At 69.3% G+C, this 21,285-nt stretch carries 18 protein-coding genes; 9 read left to right on the forward strand and 9 right to left on the reverse strand.

The window, feature by feature from the left end; translation table 11 throughout:
* Positions 1–65: 65 nt before the first annotated feature.
* Complete coding sequence (locus tag AB0F43_RS24340) at positions 66–782, forward strand: TioE family transcriptional regulator (protein WP_360480991.1); 717 nt, start codon at positions 66–68, stop codon at positions 780–782.
* Here the strand turns inward: AB0F43_RS24340 and AB0F43_RS24345 are convergent.
* Entirely contained in the window at positions 765–2,321 is a 1,557-nt protein-coding gene (locus tag AB0F43_RS24345) for an adenylate/guanylate cyclase domain-containing protein (RefSeq protein ID WP_360480994.1), read from the reverse strand. The genes AB0F43_RS24340 and AB0F43_RS24345 overlap by 18 nt on opposite strands.
* A 75-nt stretch (positions 2,322–2,396) precedes the next feature.
* On the opposite strand from AB0F43_RS24345, the gene AB0F43_RS24350 reads away from it, so the two are divergent.
* Positions 2,397–3,755, forward strand: coding sequence for a CapA family protein (locus AB0F43_RS24350; RefSeq protein WP_360480997.1), 1,359 nt, complete (start codon positions 2,397–2,399; stop codon positions 3,753–3,755).
* Here AB0F43_RS24350 and AB0F43_RS24355 read toward each other — a convergent pair.
* Positions 3,752–4,510, reverse strand: a complete 759-nt coding sequence (locus AB0F43_RS24355) for a M28 family peptidase (RefSeq protein WP_360480999.1) — start codon at positions 4,508–4,510, stop codon at positions 3,752–3,754. The genes AB0F43_RS24350 and AB0F43_RS24355 overlap by 4 nt on opposite strands.
* Between AB0F43_RS24355 and AB0F43_RS24360 the strand changes: the two genes are divergently transcribed.
* From AB0F43_RS24360 to AB0F43_RS24370, 3 genes are all read left to right on the forward strand, one after another.
* Complete coding sequence (locus AB0F43_RS24360; protein WP_360481002.1) at positions 4,509–4,751, forward strand: hypothetical protein; 243 nt, start codon at positions 4,509–4,511, stop codon at positions 4,749–4,751. The two genes, AB0F43_RS24355 and AB0F43_RS24360, sit on opposite strands and share 2 nt — an antisense overlap.
* 107 nt (positions 4,752–4,858) lie before the next feature.
* Entirely contained in the window at positions 4,859–6,625 is a 1,767-nt protein-coding gene (locus tag AB0F43_RS24365; RefSeq protein ID WP_360481005.1) for a M1 family metallopeptidase, read from the forward strand.
* A gap of 105 nt (positions 6,626–6,730) precedes the next feature.
* A complete protein-coding gene (locus tag AB0F43_RS24370; protein WP_360481008.1) occupies positions 6,731–7,258 on the forward strand; it encodes a TrmH family RNA methyltransferase in 528 nt (175 codons plus the stop codon).
* On the opposite strand, the gene AB0F43_RS24375 is transcribed toward AB0F43_RS24370, so the two are convergent.
* Complete coding sequence (locus AB0F43_RS24375; RefSeq protein WP_360481011.1) at positions 7,226–8,119, reverse strand: GNAT family N-acetyltransferase; 894 nt, start codon at positions 8,117–8,119, stop codon at positions 7,226–7,228. The genes AB0F43_RS24370 and AB0F43_RS24375 overlap by 33 nt on opposite strands.
* A 97-nt stretch (positions 8,120–8,216) precedes the next feature.
* On the opposite strand from AB0F43_RS24375, the gene AB0F43_RS24380 reads away from it, so the two are divergent.
* Complete coding sequence (locus AB0F43_RS24380; protein ID WP_360481014.1) at positions 8,217–8,897, forward strand: GntR family transcriptional regulator; 681 nt, start codon at positions 8,217–8,219, stop codon at positions 8,895–8,897.
* Here AB0F43_RS24380 and AB0F43_RS24385 read toward each other — a convergent pair.
* The 6 genes from AB0F43_RS24385 to AB0F43_RS24410 form a co-directional block, all read right to left on the reverse strand.
* Positions 8,879–10,636, reverse strand: coding sequence for a gamma-glutamyltransferase family protein (locus AB0F43_RS24385; protein ID WP_360481017.1), 1,758 nt, complete (start codon positions 10,634–10,636; stop codon positions 8,879–8,881). The genes AB0F43_RS24380 and AB0F43_RS24385 overlap by 19 nt on opposite strands.
* Positions 10,637–11,169: 533 nt before the next feature.
* Positions 11,170–11,421 (reverse strand): hypothetical protein, encoded by a 252-nt coding sequence (locus AB0F43_RS24390; protein WP_360481020.1) that lies wholly within the window; start codon positions 11,419–11,421, stop codon positions 11,170–11,172.
* A complete protein-coding gene (locus AB0F43_RS24395) occupies positions 11,376–11,666 on the reverse strand; it encodes a hypothetical protein (protein ID WP_360481022.1) in 291 nt (96 codons plus the stop codon). Before AB0F43_RS24395 ends, AB0F43_RS24390 begins: the two co-directional genes overlap by 46 nt.
* A gap of 177 nt (positions 11,667–11,843) precedes the next feature.
* Positions 11,844–13,016: an SWIM zinc finger family protein gene (locus AB0F43_RS24400; RefSeq protein ID WP_360481025.1), complete on the reverse strand. Its 1,173-nt coding sequence runs from the start codon at positions 13,014–13,016 to the stop codon at positions 11,844–11,846.
* Positions 13,013–15,670, reverse strand: a complete 2,658-nt coding sequence (locus tag AB0F43_RS24405; RefSeq protein ID WP_360481028.1) for a DEAD/DEAH box helicase — start codon at positions 15,668–15,670, stop codon at positions 13,013–13,015. Before AB0F43_RS24405 ends, AB0F43_RS24400 begins: the two co-directional genes overlap by 4 nt.
* Positions 15,671–15,845: 175 nt before the next feature.
* The gene (locus AB0F43_RS24410) at positions 15,846–17,732 is read right to left on the reverse strand and encodes an ABC transporter ATP-binding protein (RefSeq protein WP_360482045.1); all 1,887 of its coding nucleotides are present in this window, start codon (positions 17,730–17,732) and stop codon (positions 15,846–15,848) included.
* Between the two features lie 217 nt (positions 17,733–17,949).
* On the opposite strand from AB0F43_RS24410, the gene AB0F43_RS24415 reads away from it, so the two are divergent.
* From AB0F43_RS24415 to AB0F43_RS24425, 3 genes are read left to right on the forward strand one after another with little or no spacing between them, the layout of a single operon-like run.
* Complete coding sequence (locus AB0F43_RS24415) at positions 17,950–18,720, forward strand: TetR/AcrR family transcriptional regulator (RefSeq protein ID WP_360481031.1); 771 nt, start codon at positions 17,950–17,952, stop codon at positions 18,718–18,720.
* A gap of 42 nt (positions 18,721–18,762) precedes the next feature.
* Complete coding sequence (locus AB0F43_RS24420; RefSeq protein ID WP_360481034.1) at positions 18,763–19,425, forward strand: TetR/AcrR family transcriptional regulator; 663 nt, start codon at positions 18,763–18,765, stop codon at positions 19,423–19,425.
* Entirely contained in the window at positions 19,425–21,158 is a 1,734-nt protein-coding gene (locus AB0F43_RS24425) for an ABC transporter ATP-binding protein (protein ID WP_360481037.1), read from the forward strand. Before AB0F43_RS24420 ends, AB0F43_RS24425 begins: the two co-directional genes overlap by 1 nt.
* Positions 21,159–21,285: the final 127 nt, after the last annotated feature.

The following is a 21,285-nucleotide window of genomic DNA, read 5'->3' on the forward strand; positions in this document are numbered from 1 at the left end:
CGATGCACCTTCGACTCAAGGCTGGAAGTATCTTGTTGAAGGTCGAGAGCGAGTGGAGGTGCGGCGTGGGGTTGCGGCCGGTGGACCTGGCCCGGCGGGCCGGGATCTCGACCCAACTGGTGCGGAACTACGAGGCGGCGGGAATCCTGCCGCCCGCGCCACGGTCGGAGAGCGGGTATCGGCAGTACGGCGAGGAGCATCTGTCCGCGCTGCTCACCTACCGTGCCCTCGCCCCGGGGTTCGGGCCGGAGGTTGCAACGGAGATCATGCAGGCGGTGCACGCCGGCGACGAGGCGTTGGCCTACCGCCTGGTGGACGCGGCACATGCGGGATTGCATCAGCAGCGGCTGGCGACGGATGCGGCCAGTGAGGCGCTGGGCGCCGCGGCTGCGGAGTTTCTCGACGATCAGCCGGCGTCGGGTCCGTCGTTGCTGGTGGGTGAGCTCGCGCACCAGCTGGGTGTGCGCACCTCGGCACTACGCGTCTGGGAGGCAGCGGGGTTGCTGTCGCCGACGCGGGAGCCGGGCACGAAGTACCGCCGGTACGGGCCGGAGCAAGTGCGGGACGCACGCATTATTCACATGCTGCGCCAGGGTCGGTACTACTTCGAGCAGATCAAGCCTGTGCTCGAGGGCTTACGTCGTACCGGCAGCACGGAGGCGCTGCGTTCCGCGATCGCGGAACGCCGTACCGCCCACGACAACCGCACCAAGGCGATGCTGTACGGCGCTGCCTTGCTGCATCAACTGATGGAGGAGAAGCGGTCACTGCGGGACGGCTAAGTGAGTCGGTTCCGAGCGGCCTCGGACGGTGACCTCGTCGCCAGGATCCCAGTGCGCGGCTTCGGCGGGTGCGGCTTCGTTGACGGCTGCCATCGACGCGATGAGGTGGGCCGGGGTCGACTTGGCCAGCTCGGAGAGACGGGCCGCTTCGTTGACCGGGTCACCGATGACTGTGTACTCGTGACGTCGTACGTCGCCGACCGTGCCGGCCACCACGATGCCGGCGGTGACCCCGATACCGGCTGTTGCCTCGGGCAACTCCTCGGCCAGCCGCCGGGCCAGCGTACGGCCGGCGCGCAGCGCACTCCCGGCCGCGTCCGGCAGCTCGGCCGGTGCGCCGAAGACCGCCAGCGCGGCATCACCGGCGAACTTGTTCACGAACCCGCCTTGCCGGACCACCTCGTCCACCACGATCGTGAAGAACCGGTTGAGCAGTTGGACCACCTCGGTCGGCGGCCGCTCCGCCGCGAGCTCGGTGGAGCCGACCAGGTCGACGAAGAGTACGGCGGCGAACCGTTCCTCCCCACCGAGCTGATCACTGGTCAGCGCCTCCTGCACCACTTCGGGCCCGACGTACCGCCCGAAGAGGTCCCGGATCCGCTCGCGTTCACGGAGCCCTTCGGCCATCTTGTTGAACCCGGCCTGCAACGACCCCAGTTCTGTGCCGTCGAACACAGGGATGCGAACATCCAGCTGCCCCTCACCGATCAGCGTCAGCGCGTTCCGCACCGACCGGACCGGCGCGACCACCGACCGCGCCGACAGCAGTGTGAGCAGCCAGCCGTTGAGCAGCACGACCATGCCCAAGGCAAGGATCATCACCGACAGCCGGGTGGGGGAGACATCCTGGTCGATCAGCGCGAGTACGGCGGCCAGCATCAGCCCCGCGACTGGGACACCGGAGCCGACGGCCCAGAAGAACACGGTCCGCGCCTTCAGCCCCGCCGAGAGCAGTCGCCGCGGCGGTGGTGAGTCAGCCAGTGCACGGGCTGCGACCGGCCGGAGCGCGAACTCGGTCAGCAGGTAGGAGACCGAACAAGTGACGATCGTGCCGTCGAGGATCGTGACCGCGATCCGCAGCGCGTTCTCCGGCTGCAGTACCAGCGTCATCACGGTGAAGATCACGCCGGCCAGCAACCAGAGGAAGACCTCGATCAGAGTCAGTCGCAGCGGCAGTTGCAGAGTGGCGATCTGCTCCTTCCGGGTGGCCGGCCGGTCCTCGTCCACCCACCGGGTCACGCGCCGGGTCAGCCGCACGCTCCACCAGCAGCCGATCAGCACCGCCAGCACGAAGTACGCCGGAATGAAGATCGCCTCGAGCAGCTGAAGCCGGTCGACCAACGGCGGCCCTGGCAGCACGAACACCGCCAGCACGAACACGACCGCAGCGCCGATCAGGTTGGTCGCGATCGAGAAGGTCGTCATCAGCACCCGGAGCCGCACGCGCAGCAGCCGCGGGCTCTGGTCGGCCGGTCCGAGGAGCCAGGATCCGAACGGACGCCGCTTGAGCACGAGCTCGGGTCTTCCCTCGGACAGCATGTCCACAGTCTGCTGGCAACCACCCCACTTCTTGCAACCGGTACACCACTTGGCGCGTCTCGCTACCGTGTCGATATGGCCGCGCGGTGGCAGCTCTCGCTGGCCGCCCTCGCCGCGGCCGCAATGGTCGCCTGCTCGAACAATGGCGCCGCACAACCCTCGCCCGTGGGTACGCCGTCCAAGCCCGCGAGCACCCCGGCAACCACCACGCCGAAGCCGACCCCGACCACCCCGGCGACGACCCAGCCACTGGTGCTGGCGATCCACCCCACTCGAGCGGCCCAGGACATCGACCTGACCACCGCACGCTCGATCGTCCGCGGGACCCTCAAGTCCTGGCGAGGCTTCCAGGTCGGCTCGCTGCGCCAGGCTCAACGCTCGACCACCACCCTGGCTCTGGTTCCCGGCTCCACGGCCGGCCCGTCGGTCCGCCCACTGACCGTCGCCGGAATCGACCCGTTCAAGGCCCCGGCGCGTTATCCGCTCCGCACTCCCGGACCTCAACCCACCGCTCCCGTCGTCGACCTGACCGTCGGCGGTGACGTCATGCTCGGCCGCCGGGTGGCAACCGCTGCCGCCAGAACCAGTGACGTATCCAGACCGTTGCGCGCGGTCGGCCCTCGCCTTGCCTCCGCCGACCTGACCGTGCTGAACCTGGAGAGCACACTGTCCCGAGCCGGTACGCCGCAACAAGGCAGCGACTCCTTCGCAGCTCCACCGGGTGTCGTTGCCGGACTGCGTGACGCGGGCGTCGACGTACTCTCGCTGGCCAACAACCACACCGGCGACTTCCAGCAGCGTGCCCTGCTGGAAACGGTCCGGCTGGTGCGGGCCGGTGGCATCCAACCGGTAGGGGCCGGAAGCAACCTCGCGGAGGCCGCCCGGCCGGTGATCATCGAGCGTGAAGGCGTGCGCTTTGGGTTCCTGGCCTTCAACGCGATCGGCGAGACGCCGCGTGCGACCGCGACCAGCGCCGGAGCATTCAGCCTGCGGATGCCGCCCCGGACCGGACCGCTCAACACCGCTGACTTGGCCGCGGTCACCCGCGCCGTGACGACGCTGAAGGCCGCTGTCGACGTGGTCGTCGTACTGCCGCACTGGGGTCAGCAGTACACCCATACACCGGTGTCGGCGCAGCACACCGTGGCGGCCGCACTCATGAAGGCGGGTGCTGACCTGGTGATCGGTGGGCATCCGCACTGGGTGCAGAGCGTGCAGTTCCCGGCTAGCAAGGTGGTGGCGCACTCACTGGGGAACCTGGTGTTCGACATGGACTTCTCCCAGCAGACGCAGGAGGGCGTGCTGCTGGAGACCACCTACTGGGGCAAGACGGTGAAGGCTGCCCGGCTCACGCCGTACGTGATCGGGAGTGACTTCAGCCCGCGGGTGGTGTCAGGACCGCGGGCCGAGCGGATCCTGGCCGATATGCGCTAGCTGTCCAGCCAGGCGGCGACCACTCGACCCATTCGGCCAAGCTGAGCCGGTGACACGACCCGAGGCAGGTCGCGCGCGCTGTGGTACTCGGCGTACGGCGTACTGCCGAGACGGACCCCTGGTAGCCCGGAGCGGACGAAAGACCAGTGGTCACTCGACCTGTTCACGCAGACTCGGTTCTGCACACCTGCGCCGGCTGCGACCGCGCGCAGTTCGTTGCGCAGGGCCAGGTCGTCCGCTTGGGCGGAGCAGATCGGTACGACGGTGCCGACTCCCACACGGTCGAGGGAGACCATGCCACGCAGGGCATTGCGTTGTGCGCCCGGCAGAGACGCGACGTACGCACGGGAGCCGTAATGGTGACGGTTGTCGCCGTCGCCACGAGGCTCTTCGGCGCCGAAGGCAACGAACACGGTGGGGAAGCGTGGAGCGAGTTGAGCGGTGCCCAGCAGTACGGCGATACCTGACGCGTTGTCCTCGGCGCCTGGGGCTTGGGGGACAGTGTCGAGGTGGGCTCCGACGATTCGGTGCGGTGCGGCGGGGTTGAAGCCGGGTTTGGTGGCGATCAGGTTCCAGGTGGTGCCTGCGCGGACGGGGACACCCCAGGAGACGCCTGCGGGTACGCGCAGAGCTTGGCGCCGGGTCTGATAGCCGGCTGCGCGGAAGCGCTGCTCCAGCCAGGTGAGGGCCTGCGCGTACGCCGGACTGGTCGCCTCACGTGGTCCGAGTCCGGCCAGGTACCGCACTGTGCTCATGGCGGCGGCGCTGTTGAAGGAGGCCGGCCGAGGCGTGGTGGTCGCGGGGGTTGGCGTGGGCGTAGAAGGCGGGGTCGACGTCCTGACAGAGGGCGGCGTGGAGGTGGTGACGGGCGGGGCCCTGGTGGGCGTCGGGGCGCGGGTGGAAGTGTCACTGGTGCACGCGGCGGTGGCCAGCACAGCGCAGACGGCGGCCAGCGGCCGGTTGGCGGCCCACATGTGTCCATCCTGCCGGGTCTGATCAAATCTAGGCCTTTTGGCACGGTGGTGCTGATGGCTCAGATTGGCCGTCCGATCCGGGCCTCCCGTGGGTACTGTTCCCCGAACACCTGACTCCGGGAGTTTTCCGTGACGCACGATCGCCACTCCTACGCCGAACCTGCCATGGTTCGGACCACCCACCTCGAGCTCGATCTCGAGCTCGACTTCGACGAGAAGGTGCTGGCCGGCAGTGCCACGCACACTCTCGCCTGGACCGGTGCCGGTGACCGGCTCGTGCTCGACACCCGTGACCTGACCGTCCTTGCGGTCGAGGGTGCGACGGCGGACGGCTGGGAGCCGCTCGAGTACAGCCTGGCGGTGCCCGACCCCGAGCTGGGCTCCGCTCTGCACATCCGCACCGCGTCGCACCATCGGGTCCGGGTCAGTTACCGCACCGCGCCGACCGCGACCGGCCTGCAGTGGCTGGAGCCGTCGATGACCGCGGGTGGCGTGATGCCGTTCATGTTCAGCCAGTCGCAGGCGATCCACGCGCGCAGCTGGGTCCCGGTGCAGGACACTCCGGGCGTGCGGTTCAGCTACTCCGCGCACGTGACCGCTCCGCCGGAGCTGATGGTGCTGATGAGTGCGGACAACGGTACGACGTCACGCCGTACCGGCTCGTACGACGTGGTGATGCCCGAGCCGATTCCGTCGTACCTGCTGGCCATCGCGGCCGGTGACCTGGTGTTCGAGCCGATCGGCGAACGGACCGGGGTGTGGGCCGAGCCCGAGATGGCGAAGCGGGCGGCGACCGAGTTCGCCGACACCGAGGAGATGATGCGGGTCACCGAGGCGCTGTTCGGCCCGTACCGGTGGGGTCGCTACGACCTGCTCGTGCTGCCGCCGTCGTTCCCGTACGGCGGCATGGAGAACCCGCGGATGACGTTCGCGACGCCGACCGTGGTGATCGGGGACAAGTCGCTGGTCAGCGTGGTCGCGCACGAACTGGCGCACAGCTGGTCCGGAAACCTGGTCACCCAGGACAGCTGGGACGACATCTGGCTGAACGAAGGCTTCACGGCCTACGTCGAGAACCGGATCGTCGAGGCCGTCTATAGCACCGAGTTCGCGATGATGGAGACGGCGATCAAGCAGCACGCGACGGTGGTCAAGCTGGACCCGCTGACGCCGGCCGAGCTGGCGGTCGAGCTGCCCGGGCTGAACCACCGGTCCGAGTACCACGGCACGACGTCGTGCGGTCCGCTCAAGGGGACGTGGTTCCTGTCCTGGCTGGAAGAGCGGTTCTCGCGGGAGGTGTTCGACCCGTTCCTGCGCGGGTACTTCGACCGGTTCGCGTTCCGCAGTATCAACTCCGAGGACTTCGTCGCGCACCTCGAGGAACACCTGCTCGCCAAACACCCCGGCGTGGTGACCGACGAGGAGCTGTCCGCCTGGCTCGACGAACCGGGCATCCCGGCCTTCGCCCGCCGGGCCGTGTCCGCCCGCTTCCTGGTGGTCGACCAGGCAAGGAACCTGTGGCTGACGACCGGCGAGCTGCCGGCCGGTGCGGCGCAATGGACGACACAGGAGTGGCTGAGGTTCCTCGACGCGGCTCCGGACGTGCTGGGCGCGACGCAGCTCCAGCAACTCGACCGCGAGTTCGGTCTGACCGGTACGGCGAACGGCGAGATCGCCCGGCGCTGGTACCAGATCGTTGCCGCGAGCAGCTATGAGGCGGCGTACGCCGATCTCGCCTCCTTCCTGACCAAGGTCGGGCGGATGAAGCTGGTGCTACCGGTGTACCACGCGCTGGCGGGAACCGACCGCGCCTTCGCCACCGAGGTCTTCACCAAGGCACGCCGCGGCTACCACCCCATCACCACAGCCGCGGTCCAGAAGATCCTCGGCCAGTAGTCGCGTATCCTGGTCGCTCGACATCATCGACGATGGCCCGGGCGCGCCGCGAAGCGCCTTGCCGATGAACGAGTTTTCTGCCGGGAGGTTTGTCCCGGTCGCTCGATGAGCGGCCCACAGGTCCGGGTGCGGAGCAAGAAGGACCTCCGACGCCAGCGTCGCCGCCATTCGCATTCCTGCTGGGACCATCTGCTGATCGCGCCGCTCTGGCCGAAGCACGAGGTCAACCTCGGCACGTTGCTGCGCACGTGTGACGCGGTCGGGGCCTGCCTCGCCGTACCCAAGCTGCCGTGGGTGCCGGATGCGCTTGCCCGCGGCAACACGCTCAAGCGCCGTGCTTGCGTGCATTGGACCGGCCACGACCCGATCCGCTGGCTGATCGACCAGAAAGCCCACGATGTGACCACGATCGTCGGGGTCGAACTCGCCGACGAGTCGATCCGCCTGGCCGACCTGCCCCCGGCGCGCAACCGCACGATCGCCGTGCTCGGGCACGAGCGCACCGGTATCCCACCCGAAGCCCTCGACCAGTTGGACCTCGTCGTGGAGATCCCCATGATCGGCACCGGCGCCAGCCTGAACGTAGCCGTCGCCGGCTCGTTAGTGCTGTACCGCCTGTCCGGGCTCATGTAGGGCGAGGGTGCGGCGGTTGTCGGTGTGGGTGGGGTGGTAGCCGAGCCGGGCGTTGATCCGCTGCATCGGGGCGTTCGTGCTGACTGTGTCGGTCAGAAGAGCGTCGAGATCGGGGAAGCGGTCGCGGGTCTGGCGGATCTGCTCGGCCTTCATCCACAGGGCGAGGCCGTGCCCGCGGTGGGCTGGGAGTACGGCGGTGCCGTAGTGCTGGGCCTCGCCCTTGCCGTCACCCGGTACGACGAGCTCGCTGAAGCCGGCGATCGTGCCGGTCGACTCTTCGACGGCTGCGATCGTGTTCAGCTGCTCGCCGCGTTGCTCGATCACCTGAGCGGCGTACCGGGTCCGCTCGACGTCCCAGACGTCTTCGCCGTACGCGATCCCGCCCGTCGGCGCGTCGTCCATCCCGGCCCGCGCGTCGGTGAACGTCTGCGCCCACTCATCCGGTACGACGCCCTGCCAGGACACCAGCCGATAACCCGGGGGCTCAGGAGGTACGGCGATGCCGGCGTCGTCCAGCCGCAGTCGCGCATAGATCAGCGTGGCTCCGACCGTGAAGCCGTGCTTCGCCAGGAAGCGGTCGGCCGGGGAGTCGACCCTGGCGTCGGCCAGCAGAAGGCGAACTTCGTGGTCCCGGGCGCCGGCGACGACCGCGTCCAGCAGTTGCGACCCGATGCGGCGCCGGCGCTCGGCCGGGTGGACGTTCAGCTCGAGCTCGGCCAGATGAGAGTTGGACTCGCGGCTGTTGAGCCGGAGGAACGCCGACCCGACCGGGTTGCCGTCGCTGTCGGCGGCAAGCCAGGCGATCCGGCGGCTGAACGGCCGGTAGTCGGGATCCGTGAGGGGAGTCAGTCTGATGCTCAAGCAGCCAAGATAGCGCCGCTCCGGGATCACGTTCCGTCGCGACCCCGCATCCGCTAGCGTGCTGCGAATACTGCAGCGGGGGAGAGGAGTCGACGGGGTGGACTACACGGGCGAGGTGCGGACGATCGGCGCGGACCATGTCGCGTTGCGGGAGCAGGTCCTCGCGGAGCTCCGCCGGCGGATCGTGGACGGCGACTACGCCCAGGGCGAGCGGCTCACCGAGACCCGGCTCGCCGACGACTTCGGGGTCTCTCGCAACCCGGTCCGGGAAGCACTGCGGGTGGTCGAGGCGGAGGGCTTCGTGCACATCCTGCCGCGACGGGGTGCCGTGGTGGCGACACTCGACGAGACCGCGGTCCGCGATCTGTTCGCAGTACGGGAGCAACTGGAGACGCTCGCCGCCGGCCTGGCGGCGGAGCGGGCGACTCCGAAGGACGTCGACCGGTTGCGCAGGCTGCTGGCGGACGCCAGCGAGGCGACCGAGGCCAAGGACTTCGACCGGGTCGCCGAGCTGAACAGCGCCTTCCACCGCGCCGTCATCACGGTCAGCGCCAACCGCTGGCTGCTGTCGATGTCGGCCGCGCTGTACCACCACGTCCACTGGGTTTTCCGCGTCGGCGCCGCCCAGCGCGCACCGCACTCGTGGGAGGAACACATCCGCCTGGTCGACGCCATCGCGGCCGGCGACCGCGCGGCCGCCACGACCGCCGCCCGCCTGCACGTCGAAGCCGCCGCGAAGGCGGCCCTCAACGGACAGGCTCAGCGGCCGACCGCGTAACCCTGCATGCCGCGTGGGTTCGCGGCCGCGGCGAGTACGCCGTCCGCCTCCTTGCGTACGGCGCACAGTCGGCCAAGGCTCCACGCGTCGCCCATGGTGACGACGTGCCCACGTCGTACCAACTCGTCGCGGATGGCAGGCCCTAGGCGGCTCTCCATCACCAGACCACCCGGCTCGGTCGCGCGCGGGTAGAACGACGACGGGAAGCCGGTGGTGTGCCAGGCGGGCGCGTCGATCGCCTCCTGGAGGTCCATGCCGCCGCCCAGGTGACGCAGCAGGAAGAGCAACTGCCACTGGTCCTGCTGGTCTCCGCCGGGTGAACCGCAGGCAAGCACCGGCTGCCCGTCACGCAGTACGAGCGTCGGCGTCAGCGTGGTCCGCGGCCGCAAACCGGGAGCCAGCGACGACGCCAGTCCTTCCTCCAGCCAGAACATCTGCAACCGGCTGCCGAGGCAGAACCCAAGCTCAGGGATCGTCGGCGACGACTGCAGCCAGCCGCCGCTCGGCGTCGCGGAGATCACGTTGCCCCACCGGTCGATCACGTCGACATGGCAGGTGTCCCCGCGAGTCATGCCCTCCGACGACACCGTCGGCTCTCCGGTCGTCGCGTCCCCGAGATCGTTGCTGACGACAACCGACGGCAGACTCGGCTCGCGACCGTCCGGCCGGCCCGGGCGCAGTTCCCGCGATGCGTCCGGACCAATGAGCTTCGCCCGCTCGGCGGCGTACGTGGGGGAGAGCAGCGTCTTCAGTGGTACGTCGGCTCCGTCGCCGTACCAGGCCTCGCGGTCGGCGTACGAAAGCTTCATCACCTCGACCGTCGTGTGCACGCCCTCGGCGCTGTCCAGATCGACCTCACCCAACTCGGCGAGCACAGCAAGCGACTGCAGGAGCCCTGGACCTTGCCCCCACGGACCGGTCTTGGCGACCGTGTACCCGTTCCAGTCGAGGGTGGCCGGCTCCTCCCAACTTGCCTCGAAGCCTGCCAGGTCGTCGCCAGTGATCAGCCCGCCGTGATCGGACCCGCTGGAGTCCCGATGCGGCAGCCGCGAGAACCTGTCGATCGCTTCCGCGACGAACCCTTCCCGCCAGGCCTTCCGCGCCCCCTCCACCTGTGCTTGCCGATCCGCACCGGCGGCTTCGCCTTCCAGGACGAGCTTCTCGAGCGTGGCGGCGTACGCCTCGTTGCGGAACATCCCGCTTGGCGGACGCCCGTCCTGCAACCAAAGCGCCGCCGACGTCGGCCAGTGCTCTTCAAACAGCTCTTGCACCCTGCCGACGGTCTCACCGACCCGTGGGACCAGCGGATGACCGTTACGCGCGTAGTCGATAGCAGGCTCCAGTACGACGCGCAGCGGCATGCTGCCGTGGTCACGCAACAGGAGCAGCCATGCGTCGACAGCACCAGGCACAGCCGCCGCGAGAGGCCCGGAGCCGGGGATGAGCGACAGACCGAGTGAGCGGAAGTGCTCGATCGTCGCACCGGCCGGAGCGACACCCTGACCGCACAGCACACGCGGTCTCGGGTCTTCGGCGGTGGCGATGATCGCCGGCACCTCACCGCCCGGACCGTTGAGGTGCGGCTCCACCACGTGCAGCACGAACCCTGCAGCAGCCGCCGCGTCGAAGGCGTTGCCGCCGAGCTCCAGGATGCGCATGGCCGACTGCGACGCCAGCCAATGCGTGGACGAGACCATCCCGAACGTACCGCGCAGCGTGGGCCGGGTGGTGAAGGTCATGGGGCCTCCCGGCCTGGACTGAGGAGCGTAGGGAGCGAAGCGACGGTCGTGGGGCCCTCCCGCCCTGGACTGAGGAGCGGAGGGAGCGCAGCGACCGGAGTGACGAGGGAAGGGCGGGAGCCAAGGGCCCCATGACCCGCCGGCGCCGAAGGCCCGGCCGAAGGCACAGCGACGAGGGAAGGGCGGGAGTCAAAGCCCCATGACCCGCCGCGCCCGAGGCGTGGCATCAATACTGTCATCGGGTAACTCCTTCGACTGTGCGTGCATCAGCACCGGTGCCCGTCATCCTCGACCAGGTGACAGGCGACCTGGTGTCCGCCTTCGCCGATCATGCGCTGTTCCGGCACGACCGTCCGGCAGATGTCAATCGCCACCTCCTGAGTAAGCGGTCGTCACGACTGTTTCATGTATACAAGGTGGTTGCGCAAGTGAATCGGCGAGTCTGGGTGAACCCTTTACGACCGCCTGCCGTCGTTCGTAGTGAACGGTCGAGCGCCGCCGGGAGGCGGAGTACGCCTCCCGGCGGTCCTGCGTTACGCGTTCACCGGGTAGCGGAGATCTCCCGCCGGCACGGTGTCACCGGTGAGCGAGAGTGCCATCAGGTTCGGCCCGTCGAACTCCGGGTGATGGATGCCGAACTCGGTGGCCTGCCGGAATCCGAACCGCGGGTAGTACTCGGCATGCCCGAGCACAACCACGGATTGCTCACCACGATCACGCGCTGTGCCGAGCGCCGCGATCACGGCCGCACTGCCCGCGCCTTGACGCTGGTACGACGGCAGCACCGCGACCGGCCCGAGAGACAGGACGGGCGCCTTGCCGACATGGCCGGGGTCAGCAGCGCGTGAGCGACGGGCTCGTCGTTCACCGTCGCGACGAACGACAGGCCGTCGATCCAGGCGACCGGGTCGGCGCGCAGCGCGTCGAGGAAGTCGACCTCGAACTGCCGGCCGAACGCCCGCCGGGTGAGCTCACGGATGGGCTCGATGTCCGCGCTGGTCTCGGCGCGGGTCTTCCAGGTGATGGACAACGGAGAATCCCTTTCGGGCAAGGGGTTCCGCGTCAGACGGAACCCTCAGTGAATTGGACGACCGGAATGGCGGCAGCACGAACTGCAGCGCCCGCTGACGCGGTCATCAACTCACCTCCTTCACGTCTCCGAAGTCGGCGTCACCTTATCCGGCCCGATGCCCCGGGTGCACGGGATTTACCAGTCCGTGGCCAGTGCGGTGAGCGGATCCGCGGTCGCCGGCGCGGTCGGCGTCCAGGTCTCGCCGACGCGACGGTACGGGTGCCAGCGCCCGTGCCGATCGAGCCGAAGCTGGGTGTCCGCGCCCACGGTGATGCGGTTGTCCAGGATCTCGACGGTGAGCTCGGCGGCGACGAGTTCGGTCCGGGCCCGGGCCAGGTCGGCCGGGTCGGGCGACCAGGTGTGTTCGAGGACATCGAGCCCGGGCGCGCCGCCGTACCTCCAAGCTTGGATGCCGAGGGCAAGGTCTTCGGGGGAGCCCTCGGCCAGTGAGTCGGTGAGCTCGGGGAAGTCGGCGGCCAGACGTACACCGTCCTGCCACTCGTCGAGCGGTTGCGGCTCGGGTGTGCCATGGAGCAGGGCGTTGAGGAGCGCGCGTGCCCGTCGCGAGGCGTCGAGGACCAGCAGCGGGAGTGTCACGGGCGCGAAGCCTTGCGGCGGCTCGATGCCGCTGACCGCCAACTCGTCGAGTGTCACCTTGGCCGGAAGCTCCGGTACGTCCGGCAACTCACCAACCGGGGTCTCGAGAACCTCGTCAGGCGACAAACCTGGCTGCACCTCAACTGTGGGCTGCTGACTGCGGCTCTGGAGCTGGTCGAGCAGTTCCTCGCGGGAGCGACCTCGCAGGAGGAGCAGGACGAACGGGTCCGAGTCGAGCAGCCAGGCGACCTGGTAGCAGAGTCCGGCGGCATGCTGGCAGGGCAGCTCCCAGCCGTCACAGGTGCAGCTGGGATCGAGGTCGCCGATGCCCGGGAGGAGCGGAACGCCCGCGTCGGACGCCGCCTCGACCAGGTCGTGGGGCATCTCGCCGTCCAGCAGCGCGGCGATGTGACCGGCCCGCTCCGCGACCTGATCGAGGAAGCGACTCCACTCGTCCTCGCTCAGCTCGTCCACCCGAACGACGGCTTCGTAGGTGTCCTCGGGGGAGTAGACCGTCGCCGCGATCCGGCCCGGGCTGATCGTGATCGTCCCGACCTGCCCGGAGTTCGCGTACCGCCGGCCCCTCCGCAGCTGGTCCGAGTCCAGCGACGTGTCCTCCAGGGCCTGCACCCAGGCTCGCGCCCACCACGATCGCCCGCGGGTGCTCCGCCGCTGAGCCTCGAACGCCGGGAACCCTTGTGCCTCAGTCATCGCAGCCCACCTCGCAGCTCGACCAGGTCGGCCAGCTCGGCGTCGGACAGCTCGGTCAGGGCTGCTTCGCCGCCGGCGAGGACGGCCTCGGCCAGCTCGCGCTTGCTGGCCAGCATGCTGGCGATCCGGTCCTCGATGGTGCCTTCGGCAATCAATCGGTGCACCTGGACCGGCCGGGTCTGGCCGATCCGGTACGCGCGGTCGGTGGCCTGATCCTCGACGGCGGGATTCCACCACCGGTCGTAGTGCACGACATGATCCGCCCTGGTCAGGTTGAGCCCCGTCCCGGCCGCCTTCAGCGACAGCAGGAACACCGGCACGTCGCCCGCCTGGAACCGCTCGACCATCTCCTCACGCTTGGGCACCGGCGTCCCGCCGTGCAGCAACTGGGTGCCGACGCCGCGCTCGGCCAGGTGCCGCTCGAGCAGCCGCGCCATCGCGACGTACTGGGTGAAGACGAGGACCGCGCCGTCTTCAGCGAGGATCGTCTCCAGCAGCTCGTCGAGCAGCTCGAGCTTGCCGGACCGTCCGGTCAGCCGCGCTGCCTCGCCTTCCTTCAGGTACTGCGCCGGGTGGTTGCAGATCTGCTTGAGCCCGGTCAGCAGCTTCACGATCAGGCCGCGCCGCGCCATCCGGTCGCTCGCCTTCACCTCGGCCATCAGTTCGCGGACGGTCGCCTCGTACAGCGCGGCCTGCTCGCGGGTGAGCGAGACCGGCTGATCCGTCTCGGTCTTCGGCGGCAGCTCCGGCGCGATACCAGGATCGGACTTGCGCCGCCGGAGCAGGAACGGGCGGACGAGCTTGGCCAGCCGCTGCGCGACCTCCTCGTCCTTGTCGGCCTCGATCGGCGCCGCCCACTGGTTCCGGAAGGTGCCGAGCCGGCCGAGCAGCCCGGGCGTGGTCCAGTCGAGGATCGCCCACAACTCGGACAGGTTGTTCTCCACCGGCGTACCGGTCAGCGCCACCCGGGCCTGCGACGGCACGGTCCGCAACGCCTTCGCCGTACCGGACGACGGGTTCTTCACGTGCTGCGCCTCGTCCGCGACGACCAGCGCCCACCGATGCGCAGCCAGCCGTACGGCGTCGCGCCGCAAGGTGCCGTACGTCGTCAGCACGAAGCCGTCGTCGGCGCCGTCGAGTGATCGCGCCGACCCGTGGAAGCGGCGTACCGGCGTACCTGGCGCGAACCGATGGACCTCACGCTCCCAGTTGCCGAGCAACGAGGCGGGGCAGACGACGAGGGTCGGGCCGGCGGTGCCGGCCGAGGTCTGGCGGTGCAGGTGGAGCGAGATGAGCGTGATCGTCTTGCCCAGACCCATGTCGTCGGCCAGGCACCCGCCGAGACCGAGCGAGGTCATCCGGGCCAGCCAGCGAAGACCGCGGAGCTGGTAATCGCGCAGCGTCGCCTGCAGACCGGCGGGAGCCTCGATCGGCTCGTCGGCACGGTCGGGGTCGGCGATCCTGGCGCGGAGGTCCTCGAGCCACTGGGTCGGCTTCACCGCGATCTGGCGGCCGTCGATCTCGGTGGTGCCGGTGAGCGCGGCGCCGAGGGCATCGATCGCCGTCACCGGCTTGAGGATCCGCTCCCGCGCCTTGCGCGCCAGGTCGGGATCGATCAGCATCCATTGATCGCGCAGCCGGACCACCGGGCGGGTCGCCTCGGCCAGCTGGTCCATCTCCGCCTCGGTCAGCGGATCGTTGCCGAGCGCAACCTGCCAGCTGAAGTCGAGCGTCGCGTCCCCGCCGAAGAAGCTGGGCAGGTCACTCGGCGGCCCGTCGGACGACGTGATCGCCGCCCGTGCCGTGAGTGCGCGGCCAAGGCTGCGCGGCCAATGCAGGTCGACCCCGGCAGCGGCCAGCCGCTGCGCTCCACCGGCCAGCAGGTCACCGACCTCTTCGTCGGACAACTCCATCCGATCCGGGACGGCGGACTCCAGCAGCCGGCCCAGCGGCGTCCAGACCCGCCCGGCCCGCCGAATCGCCAACGTCGCGTCGATCCGCGCCCGCGGCCCGAACCCCGCGATGTCCTCCGCCCACACGTCACCCGCGTCCCGGACGAGCGTCGGATCCTGCAGGCTGTGCAACTGGACCACCGCCCGGAACGCCATCGACTCGGGTAGCTCGATCCGCAACGAGATCCGCACCCCGCTGTCCAGCCCCACCGACACCTCGTCGGCCCATGACCGCAGCCGCTCGGTCCGCTGAGGTTTCGTGCTGGTGAAGAGGCTGGTCCGGTGGGCTTTCGCCGCAGCCGGCGACCGGGGCATGCCGTCTGCGACAGCGTCCAGAAAGCCTCGCAGGAGATCTTCCGCCACGGGGAGCCGAACGTCGTCTCCTGGCAGGGGGAGTGCGCGCGCGGCCGGCGGCATCGACTCGGCCAGGGCGAGGAGACGGGTCACGTCGGCGGCGTCGAGTGGGCCGACCCGCCAGGCGTCGTGGCCGTCGGGGGAGACGCCGGGAAGCAGCTTGCCACGGGCAACCAGTTGGAGGGCGGCCAGTGCGGCACCACCCCAGAAGGCGGCCGACGAGTGTGCACCGGGTGTCCGGCGGGCACGGCCGAGCAGCGGAACTGCTCCGGCGACCGGAAGCTCGACCGCCCGAACGGTCACCGGCTCCGAGTCAACGATCAGGTCGAGCCTCGTCTGGTCACCCACACCGAGTGGGAGGTCACCCCCGTCCGGCTCCCAGAAGCACACTCGGCCTTCTCGTGGCGGATCAGCCGGCCTGAAGACCACCGCACAACCAGCCAGCTCCTGTTGCCCCGCACTCGCCAACCCCGACACCCTCCTAGCTCGTCACAACGCCGATCACCCGATCCCGCACAGCCCCTCAGACCGCGACCACCTCCGCGTCGGCGGTCCCCGTGGCCGGCTGGTCGAACTGGGTCCGGTAGAGCTCCTCGTACCGACCCCCGGCGGCCAGCAGTTCCGTATGCGTGCCCTGCTCGACGATCCGCCCGTCCTCGATCACGAGGATCTGGTCCGCGGCCCGAATCGTCGACAGCCGATGCGCGATGACAACCGCGGTGCGACCTTCCAGCGCCTCGGTCAGGGCGGCCTGCACCGCGGCCTCGTTGGTGGAGTCCAGCGCGGCCGTTGCCTCGTCGAGGATGACGACCCGTGGCTGAGCCAGCAGCAGCCGAGCGATCGTCAACCGCTGCCGCTCACCGCCCGACAACCGGTACCCCCGCTCGCCGACGACCGTGTCCAGCTGATCCGGCAACGACCTGATCAACTCACCCAGCCGCGCCCGGGTCAGTGCGTCCCACAGCTCGTCCTCGGTCGCCTCCGGCCGGGCCAGCAGCAGGTTCTCCCGGATGCTGTCGTGGAACAGGTGCCCGTCCTGGGTGACCATGCCGAGGGTGTCCCGCAACGACTCCGCGGTCACGTCCCGTACGTCGACCCCGGCCAACCGCACCGACCCCGAGTCGACGTCGTACAAGCGGGGGATGAGCTGGGCGATCGTCGACTTGCCGGCGCCGGACGAGCCGACCAGCGCGACCATCTGCCCGGGCTCGGCACGGAACGACAGGTCGTGCAGCACCTCGACGCCGCCGCGGGTGTCCAGCTTGGCGACCTCCTCCAGCGACGCCAGCGAGACCTTCTCGGCCGACGGGTACGCGAAGTGCACGTGGGAGAACTCGACCGACACCGGGCCGTCCGGCACGCGGCCGGCGTCCGGCTTCTCCTTGATCAGCGGCTCGAGATCGAGCACCTCGAAGACGCGCTCGAAGCTGACCAGCGCTGTCATCACCTCGAGTCGCGCACTCGCCAGCGCGGTCAGCGGCGAGTACAGCCGGGTCAGCAGCAGCGCCATCGAGACGACGGCACCGGCGTCGAGCTGGTCGCGCAACGCGTAGAACCCGCCCAGCCCGTAGACCACGGCCAGCGCGAGCGCCGACACCAGGGTCAGCGAGGTGACGAACACCCACTGCACCATCGCCGTCCGGACGCCGATGTCCCGCACCCGCCGCGCCCGGATCGCGAACTCCAGCGACTCCCGCGACGGCCGGCCGAACAGCTTCACCAGCGTCGCACCCGGAGCCGAGAACCGCTCGGTCATCTGCGTGCTCATCGTGGCGTTGTAGTTCGCCGCCTCCCGCTCCAGCGCGGCCAGCCGGTTCCCGATCCGGCGCGCCGGGATGACGAAGATCGGCAGGATCACCAGCGCGAGCAAGGTGATCTGCCACGACACCCGCAGCATCACGACCAGGGTCAGCACCAGCATCACCAGGTTGCTGACCACGCCCGAGAGCGTGTCGCTGAAGGCGCGCTGCGCGCCGATCACGTCGTTGTTGAGCCGGGAGACCAGCGCACCGGTCCGGGTCCGGGTGAAGAACGCGATCGGCATCCGCTGGATGTGGTCGAACACGGCGGTCCGCAGGTCGAGGATCAGCCCTTCACCGATCCGCGCGGACAGCCAACGGGTCAGCAGCCCGATCCCGGCCTCCGCGACCGCGATCACCGCGATCAGTACGGCGAGCCACAGCACTGTGCTGAACGGTTTGGCGCCGACGATCGCGTCGACCACCCGCCCGGCCAGCACCGGCGTCGCCACCGCGAGGACAGCGGCGCCGACGCTCAGCACCAGGAAGAGGCTCAGCGCGCGCCGGTGCGGGCGCGCGAAGGCCAGGATGCGTTTCAGCGTCGCGCGCGAGAACGGGCGCTTCTCGTCCTGTCGGTGCATCGCGTGGTACATCGACGTCCACGCGGTCATTTCCATACTCACGGCGAGACTCCGGCGGCTCGGTTGATTAGGAGGAGCCGATGATCCCGCAGACCACCGACAGTTTCCGACCCTAGAACCTCAACAATCCTTGAGGTCAACCGAATTCCTGTACTGAATTCCTTCCCCACCCCACCGCCCCCGGTCAACTGAGTACGCTGTACGAAGTAACCCGGAGAGTGTAACCACTCGGGAAGAAAACACGCACATGAATCAGGAGTACACCGGCAGCGGTGACCCGGCGAAGAGTCTCGAACTGCTCTGGCGGCGCCGGCCGCAGCCGACTCGCGGGCCCAAGCCGGCGCTCACCGTGGAGGGGATCGTCGAGGCCGCGCTGCGGATCGCGGATGCCGAGGGGATCGGCGGCATGTCAATGCGGCGGGTCGCCGACGAGCTCGGGGCCGGGGCGATGACGCTGTACCGCTACTTCCCGGGCAAGGCCGAGCTCCTCGACGTCATGCTCGACACCGTGTACGGCGAACTGCCGCGGCGCGAGGTTGACGGCCACTGGCGGGCCAGGCTCGACGAGGTCGCCCGGGAGAACCGCGAGCTCTATCTCCGCCATCCCTGGTTGCTCCAGGTCGCCGTCACCCGTCCGCCCCTCGGGCCGAACGTGATGGCCAAGTACGAGTACGAGCTGGCCGCCGTCGAGGGGATCGGCCTGACCGACATCGAGATGGACGCGACTGTCGCGCTGGTCAACGGTTACGTGCACGGCGCCGTACGAACCGCGGTGGAGGCGCGGCAGGTGATCCAGCGGTCGGGGATGACCGACAAGGAGTGGTGGCTGGCGCACGTCCCGCACCTGGACAAGATCGGCGACGCGCAGAAGTTTCCGCTCGCTTCCCGGGTCGGGACCGCGGTCGGGAATGAGTTCGACGCCCCGTACGATGCCGATCATGCGTTCGAATACGGTCTGAACCGGCTGCTGGACGGCGTATCCGCGCTGGTCGAGAACCGGTCCGGTCCGAAAGGGTGAATCCAGTTGTGAGTGAGTACTCACTCAGTTAACCTCGACGGCGTGACACCACGAGCGACACCACTGCCTCCCGAGGAGCGGCGCGCGGCCATCGTCAAAGCCGCCCTGCCGTTGCTGGAGGAGTTCGGCACCGAGGTGAGCACCAAGCAGATCGCCGAGGCGGCCGGGATTGCCGAGGGCACCATCTTTCGTGCCTTCGGCAGCAAGGAAGCCTTGATCGACGCTGCGATGGCGACCGCGTTCGACACCACCGACCTGATCAGAGCGCTGGAGCGGATCGACCGCTCACTGCCGCTGCGGGAGCGGATGATCGCCGCGGTCGACGTCGGCCAGACCCGGCTGCGCGGCGTCTTCAAGCTGATGTTCGCGCTGCGGATGCGCAAGCCGCCGGAGCCGAAGTCCTGGCCGATGGACGAGGCGCGGCGCAAGCGCCAGTCCGACCTGGCCAACGCGGCGTTCGCCGACCTGCTCCGGCCGGACGCCGACCAGTTGCGCTTCCCGCCCGAGGAGGTGGTCCGCCGGATCGGCCTGATCACCTTCTCCGCCACCCACCCACTGATTTCGGGCGGCGTCGTGCTGTCCGCCGAGGAGATCGTCGACTTCGCCCTCGACGGCCTCCGGCAGCGTGACAGTCGGCCGACCGCCCAGGAGACCGCCGAGTTGGCCCTCGACGGTCCTCGCAACCACGACTCCGGGGATGTTTGATGCTACTTCGCGTCTTGCGTACGCATTTGCGGCCGTACGCGGGAAACCTGACCCTGGTGGTCGTCCTGCAGCTGATCGGGACGATCGCCTCCCTCTACCTGCCCAGCCTGAACGCCGACATCATCGACAACGGCGTGGCCAAGGGCGACACCGGCTACATCATGGAGACCGGTGGCTGGATGCTCGGCGTCAGCCTGGCGCAGATCGTGTGCACGTTCGGCGCGGTGTACTTCGGCGCGAAGACGGCGGCCCTGTTCGGCCGCGACGTCCGGGCCGCGGTCTTCCACCGGGTCGGGGAGTTCTCCGCCCGTGAGGTGAACCAGTTCGGTGCGCCGACACTGATCTCCCGCAGCACCAACGACGTGACCCAGATCCAGATGCTGGTGGTCACCACTTGCACGATGCTGGTGGCCGCGCCGATCACGATGGTCGGCGGGGTGGTGATGGCGATCCGGGAGGATGTCGGCCTGTCCTGGCTGGTGGCGGTCGCCGTACCGTTGCTGGCGGCATCGGTCGGTTTCATCGCCAGCCGGATGGTCCCGCAGTTCCGCAAGATGCAGAAGAACGTCGACGGCGTGAACCGCGTGCTGCGCGAGCAGATCACCGGGATCCGGGTGGTCCGCGCCTTCGTCCGCGAACCGCACGAGGTGGAGCGGTTCGCCGAGGCGAACGGAAACCTCACCGACACGGCGATCCGGGCCGGCCGGCTGATGGCGCTGGTCTTCCCGGTGGTGATGCTGATCCTGAACCTGTCCAGCGTGGCGGTGCTCTGGTTCGGCGCCTCCCGGGTGGAGAACGGGGCGATGGAGGTCGGTGCGCTGACCGCCTTCCTGAGCTACCTGATCCAGATCCTGTTCTCGGTGATGATGGCGACGTTCGTGATGATCATGGTGCCGCGCGCGTCGGTCTGCGCGGACCGGATCGCCGAGGTGCTGGACACCGAGTCCTCGGTCAAGCCGCCGGTCACCCCGATCCGGACCTTCACCGGCCGCGGCCAGCTGGTCTTCGAGAACGCCTCGTTCCAGTACCCGGGTGCGGCCGAGCCGGTCCTGCGGGACATCAGCTTCGTCGCCGCGCCGGGCCAGACCACGGCGATCATCGGCAGCACCGGCGCCGGCAAGACCACGCTGCTCTCGCTGGTGCCGCGGTTGTTCGACGCCACCGCGGGCCGGGTGCTGGTTGATGGAATCGATGTCAAGGAGATCGAGCCGGAGGCTCTCTGGGAGCGCATCGGCCTGGTGCCACAGCGCCCGTACCTGTTCTCCGGCACCGTCGCGAGCAACCTGCGCTACGGCAACCCGGACGCTACCGACGACGAGCTGTGGGAAGCGCTGGAGATTGCCCAGGGCAAGGACTTCGTCGAGGCGATGCCGGAGGGGCTGAACGCTCCCATCGCGCAGGGCGGGACGAACGTGTCCGGCGGTCAGCGGCAGCGGCTCGCGATCGCCCGGGCCCTGGTCCGCAAGCCGGAGATCTACCTGTTCGACGACTCGTTCTCCGCACTCGACCTGTCCACCGACGCCCGGTTGCGGGCAGCGCTGCGGCCGGTGACGGCGGACGCGTGCCTGGTGATCGTCGCGCAGCGGGTGTCGACCATCGTCGACGCCGACCAGATCGTCGTCATCGAGGACGGCGCGATCGTCGGCAAGGGCACCCATGACGAGTTGCTCGACAGTTGCCCGACGTACGTCGAGATCGTCGAGTCCCAGCGTTCCGCGGAGGAGGCGGCGTGAACGACGACAAGCAGACACCGCCGGTCTCCGCGAACGGACAGGCTCGGCCTCCGGCCGAAGGGAGTACGTCGGTGACGGTCAAGGCGACCGAGCGGCCGACGACCGGGCGGGCGTTCGGGCCACCAGG

The sequence above is a fragment of the Kribbella sp. NPDC023972 genome (genome assembly GCF_040639075.1).
GTDB lineage: Bacteria > Actinomycetota > Actinomycetes > Propionibacteriales > Kribbellaceae > Kribbella.

Bases quoted from the DNA above. Each gene is read 5' to 3' on its own strand.
- AB0F43_RS24345 (WP_360480994.1), bottom strand. From the start codon at position 2,321: ATGCTGTCCGAGGGAAGACCCGAGCTCGTGCTCAAGCGGCGTCCGTTC.
- AB0F43_RS24350 (WP_360480997.1), top strand. From the start codon at position 2,397: ATGGCCGCGCGGTGGCAGCTCTCGCTGGCCGCCCTCGCCGCGGCCGCA.
- AB0F43_RS24360 (WP_360481002.1), top strand. From the start codon at position 4,509: ATGGCGGCGGCGCTGTTGAAGGAGGCCGGCCGAGGCGTGGTGGTCGCG.
- AB0F43_RS24355 (WP_360480999.1), bottom strand. From the start codon at position 4,510: ATGAGCACAGTGCGGTACCTGGCCGGACTCGGACCACGTGAGGCGACC.
- AB0F43_RS24370 (WP_360481008.1), top strand. From the start codon at position 6,731: ATGAGCGGCCCACAGGTCCGGGTGCGGAGCAAGAAGGACCTCCGACGC.
- AB0F43_RS24385 (WP_360481017.1), bottom strand. From the start codon at position 10,636: ATGACCTTCACCACCCGGCCCACGCTGCGCGGTACGTTCGGGATGGTC.
- AB0F43_RS24400 (WP_360481025.1), bottom strand. From the start codon at position 13,016: ATGACTGAGGCACAAGGGTTCCCGGCGTTCGAGGCTCAGCGGCGGAGC.
- AB0F43_RS24410 (WP_360482045.1), bottom strand. From the start codon at position 17,732: ATGACCGCGTGGACGTCGATGTACCACGCGATGCACCGACAGGACGAG.
- AB0F43_RS24415 (WP_360481031.1), top strand. From the start codon at position 17,950: ATGAATCAGGAGTACACCGGCAGCGGTGACCCGGCGAAGAGTCTCGAA.
- AB0F43_RS24425 (WP_360481037.1), top strand. From the start codon at position 19,425: ATGCTACTTCGCGTCTTGCGTACGCATTTGCGGCCGTACGCGGGAAAC.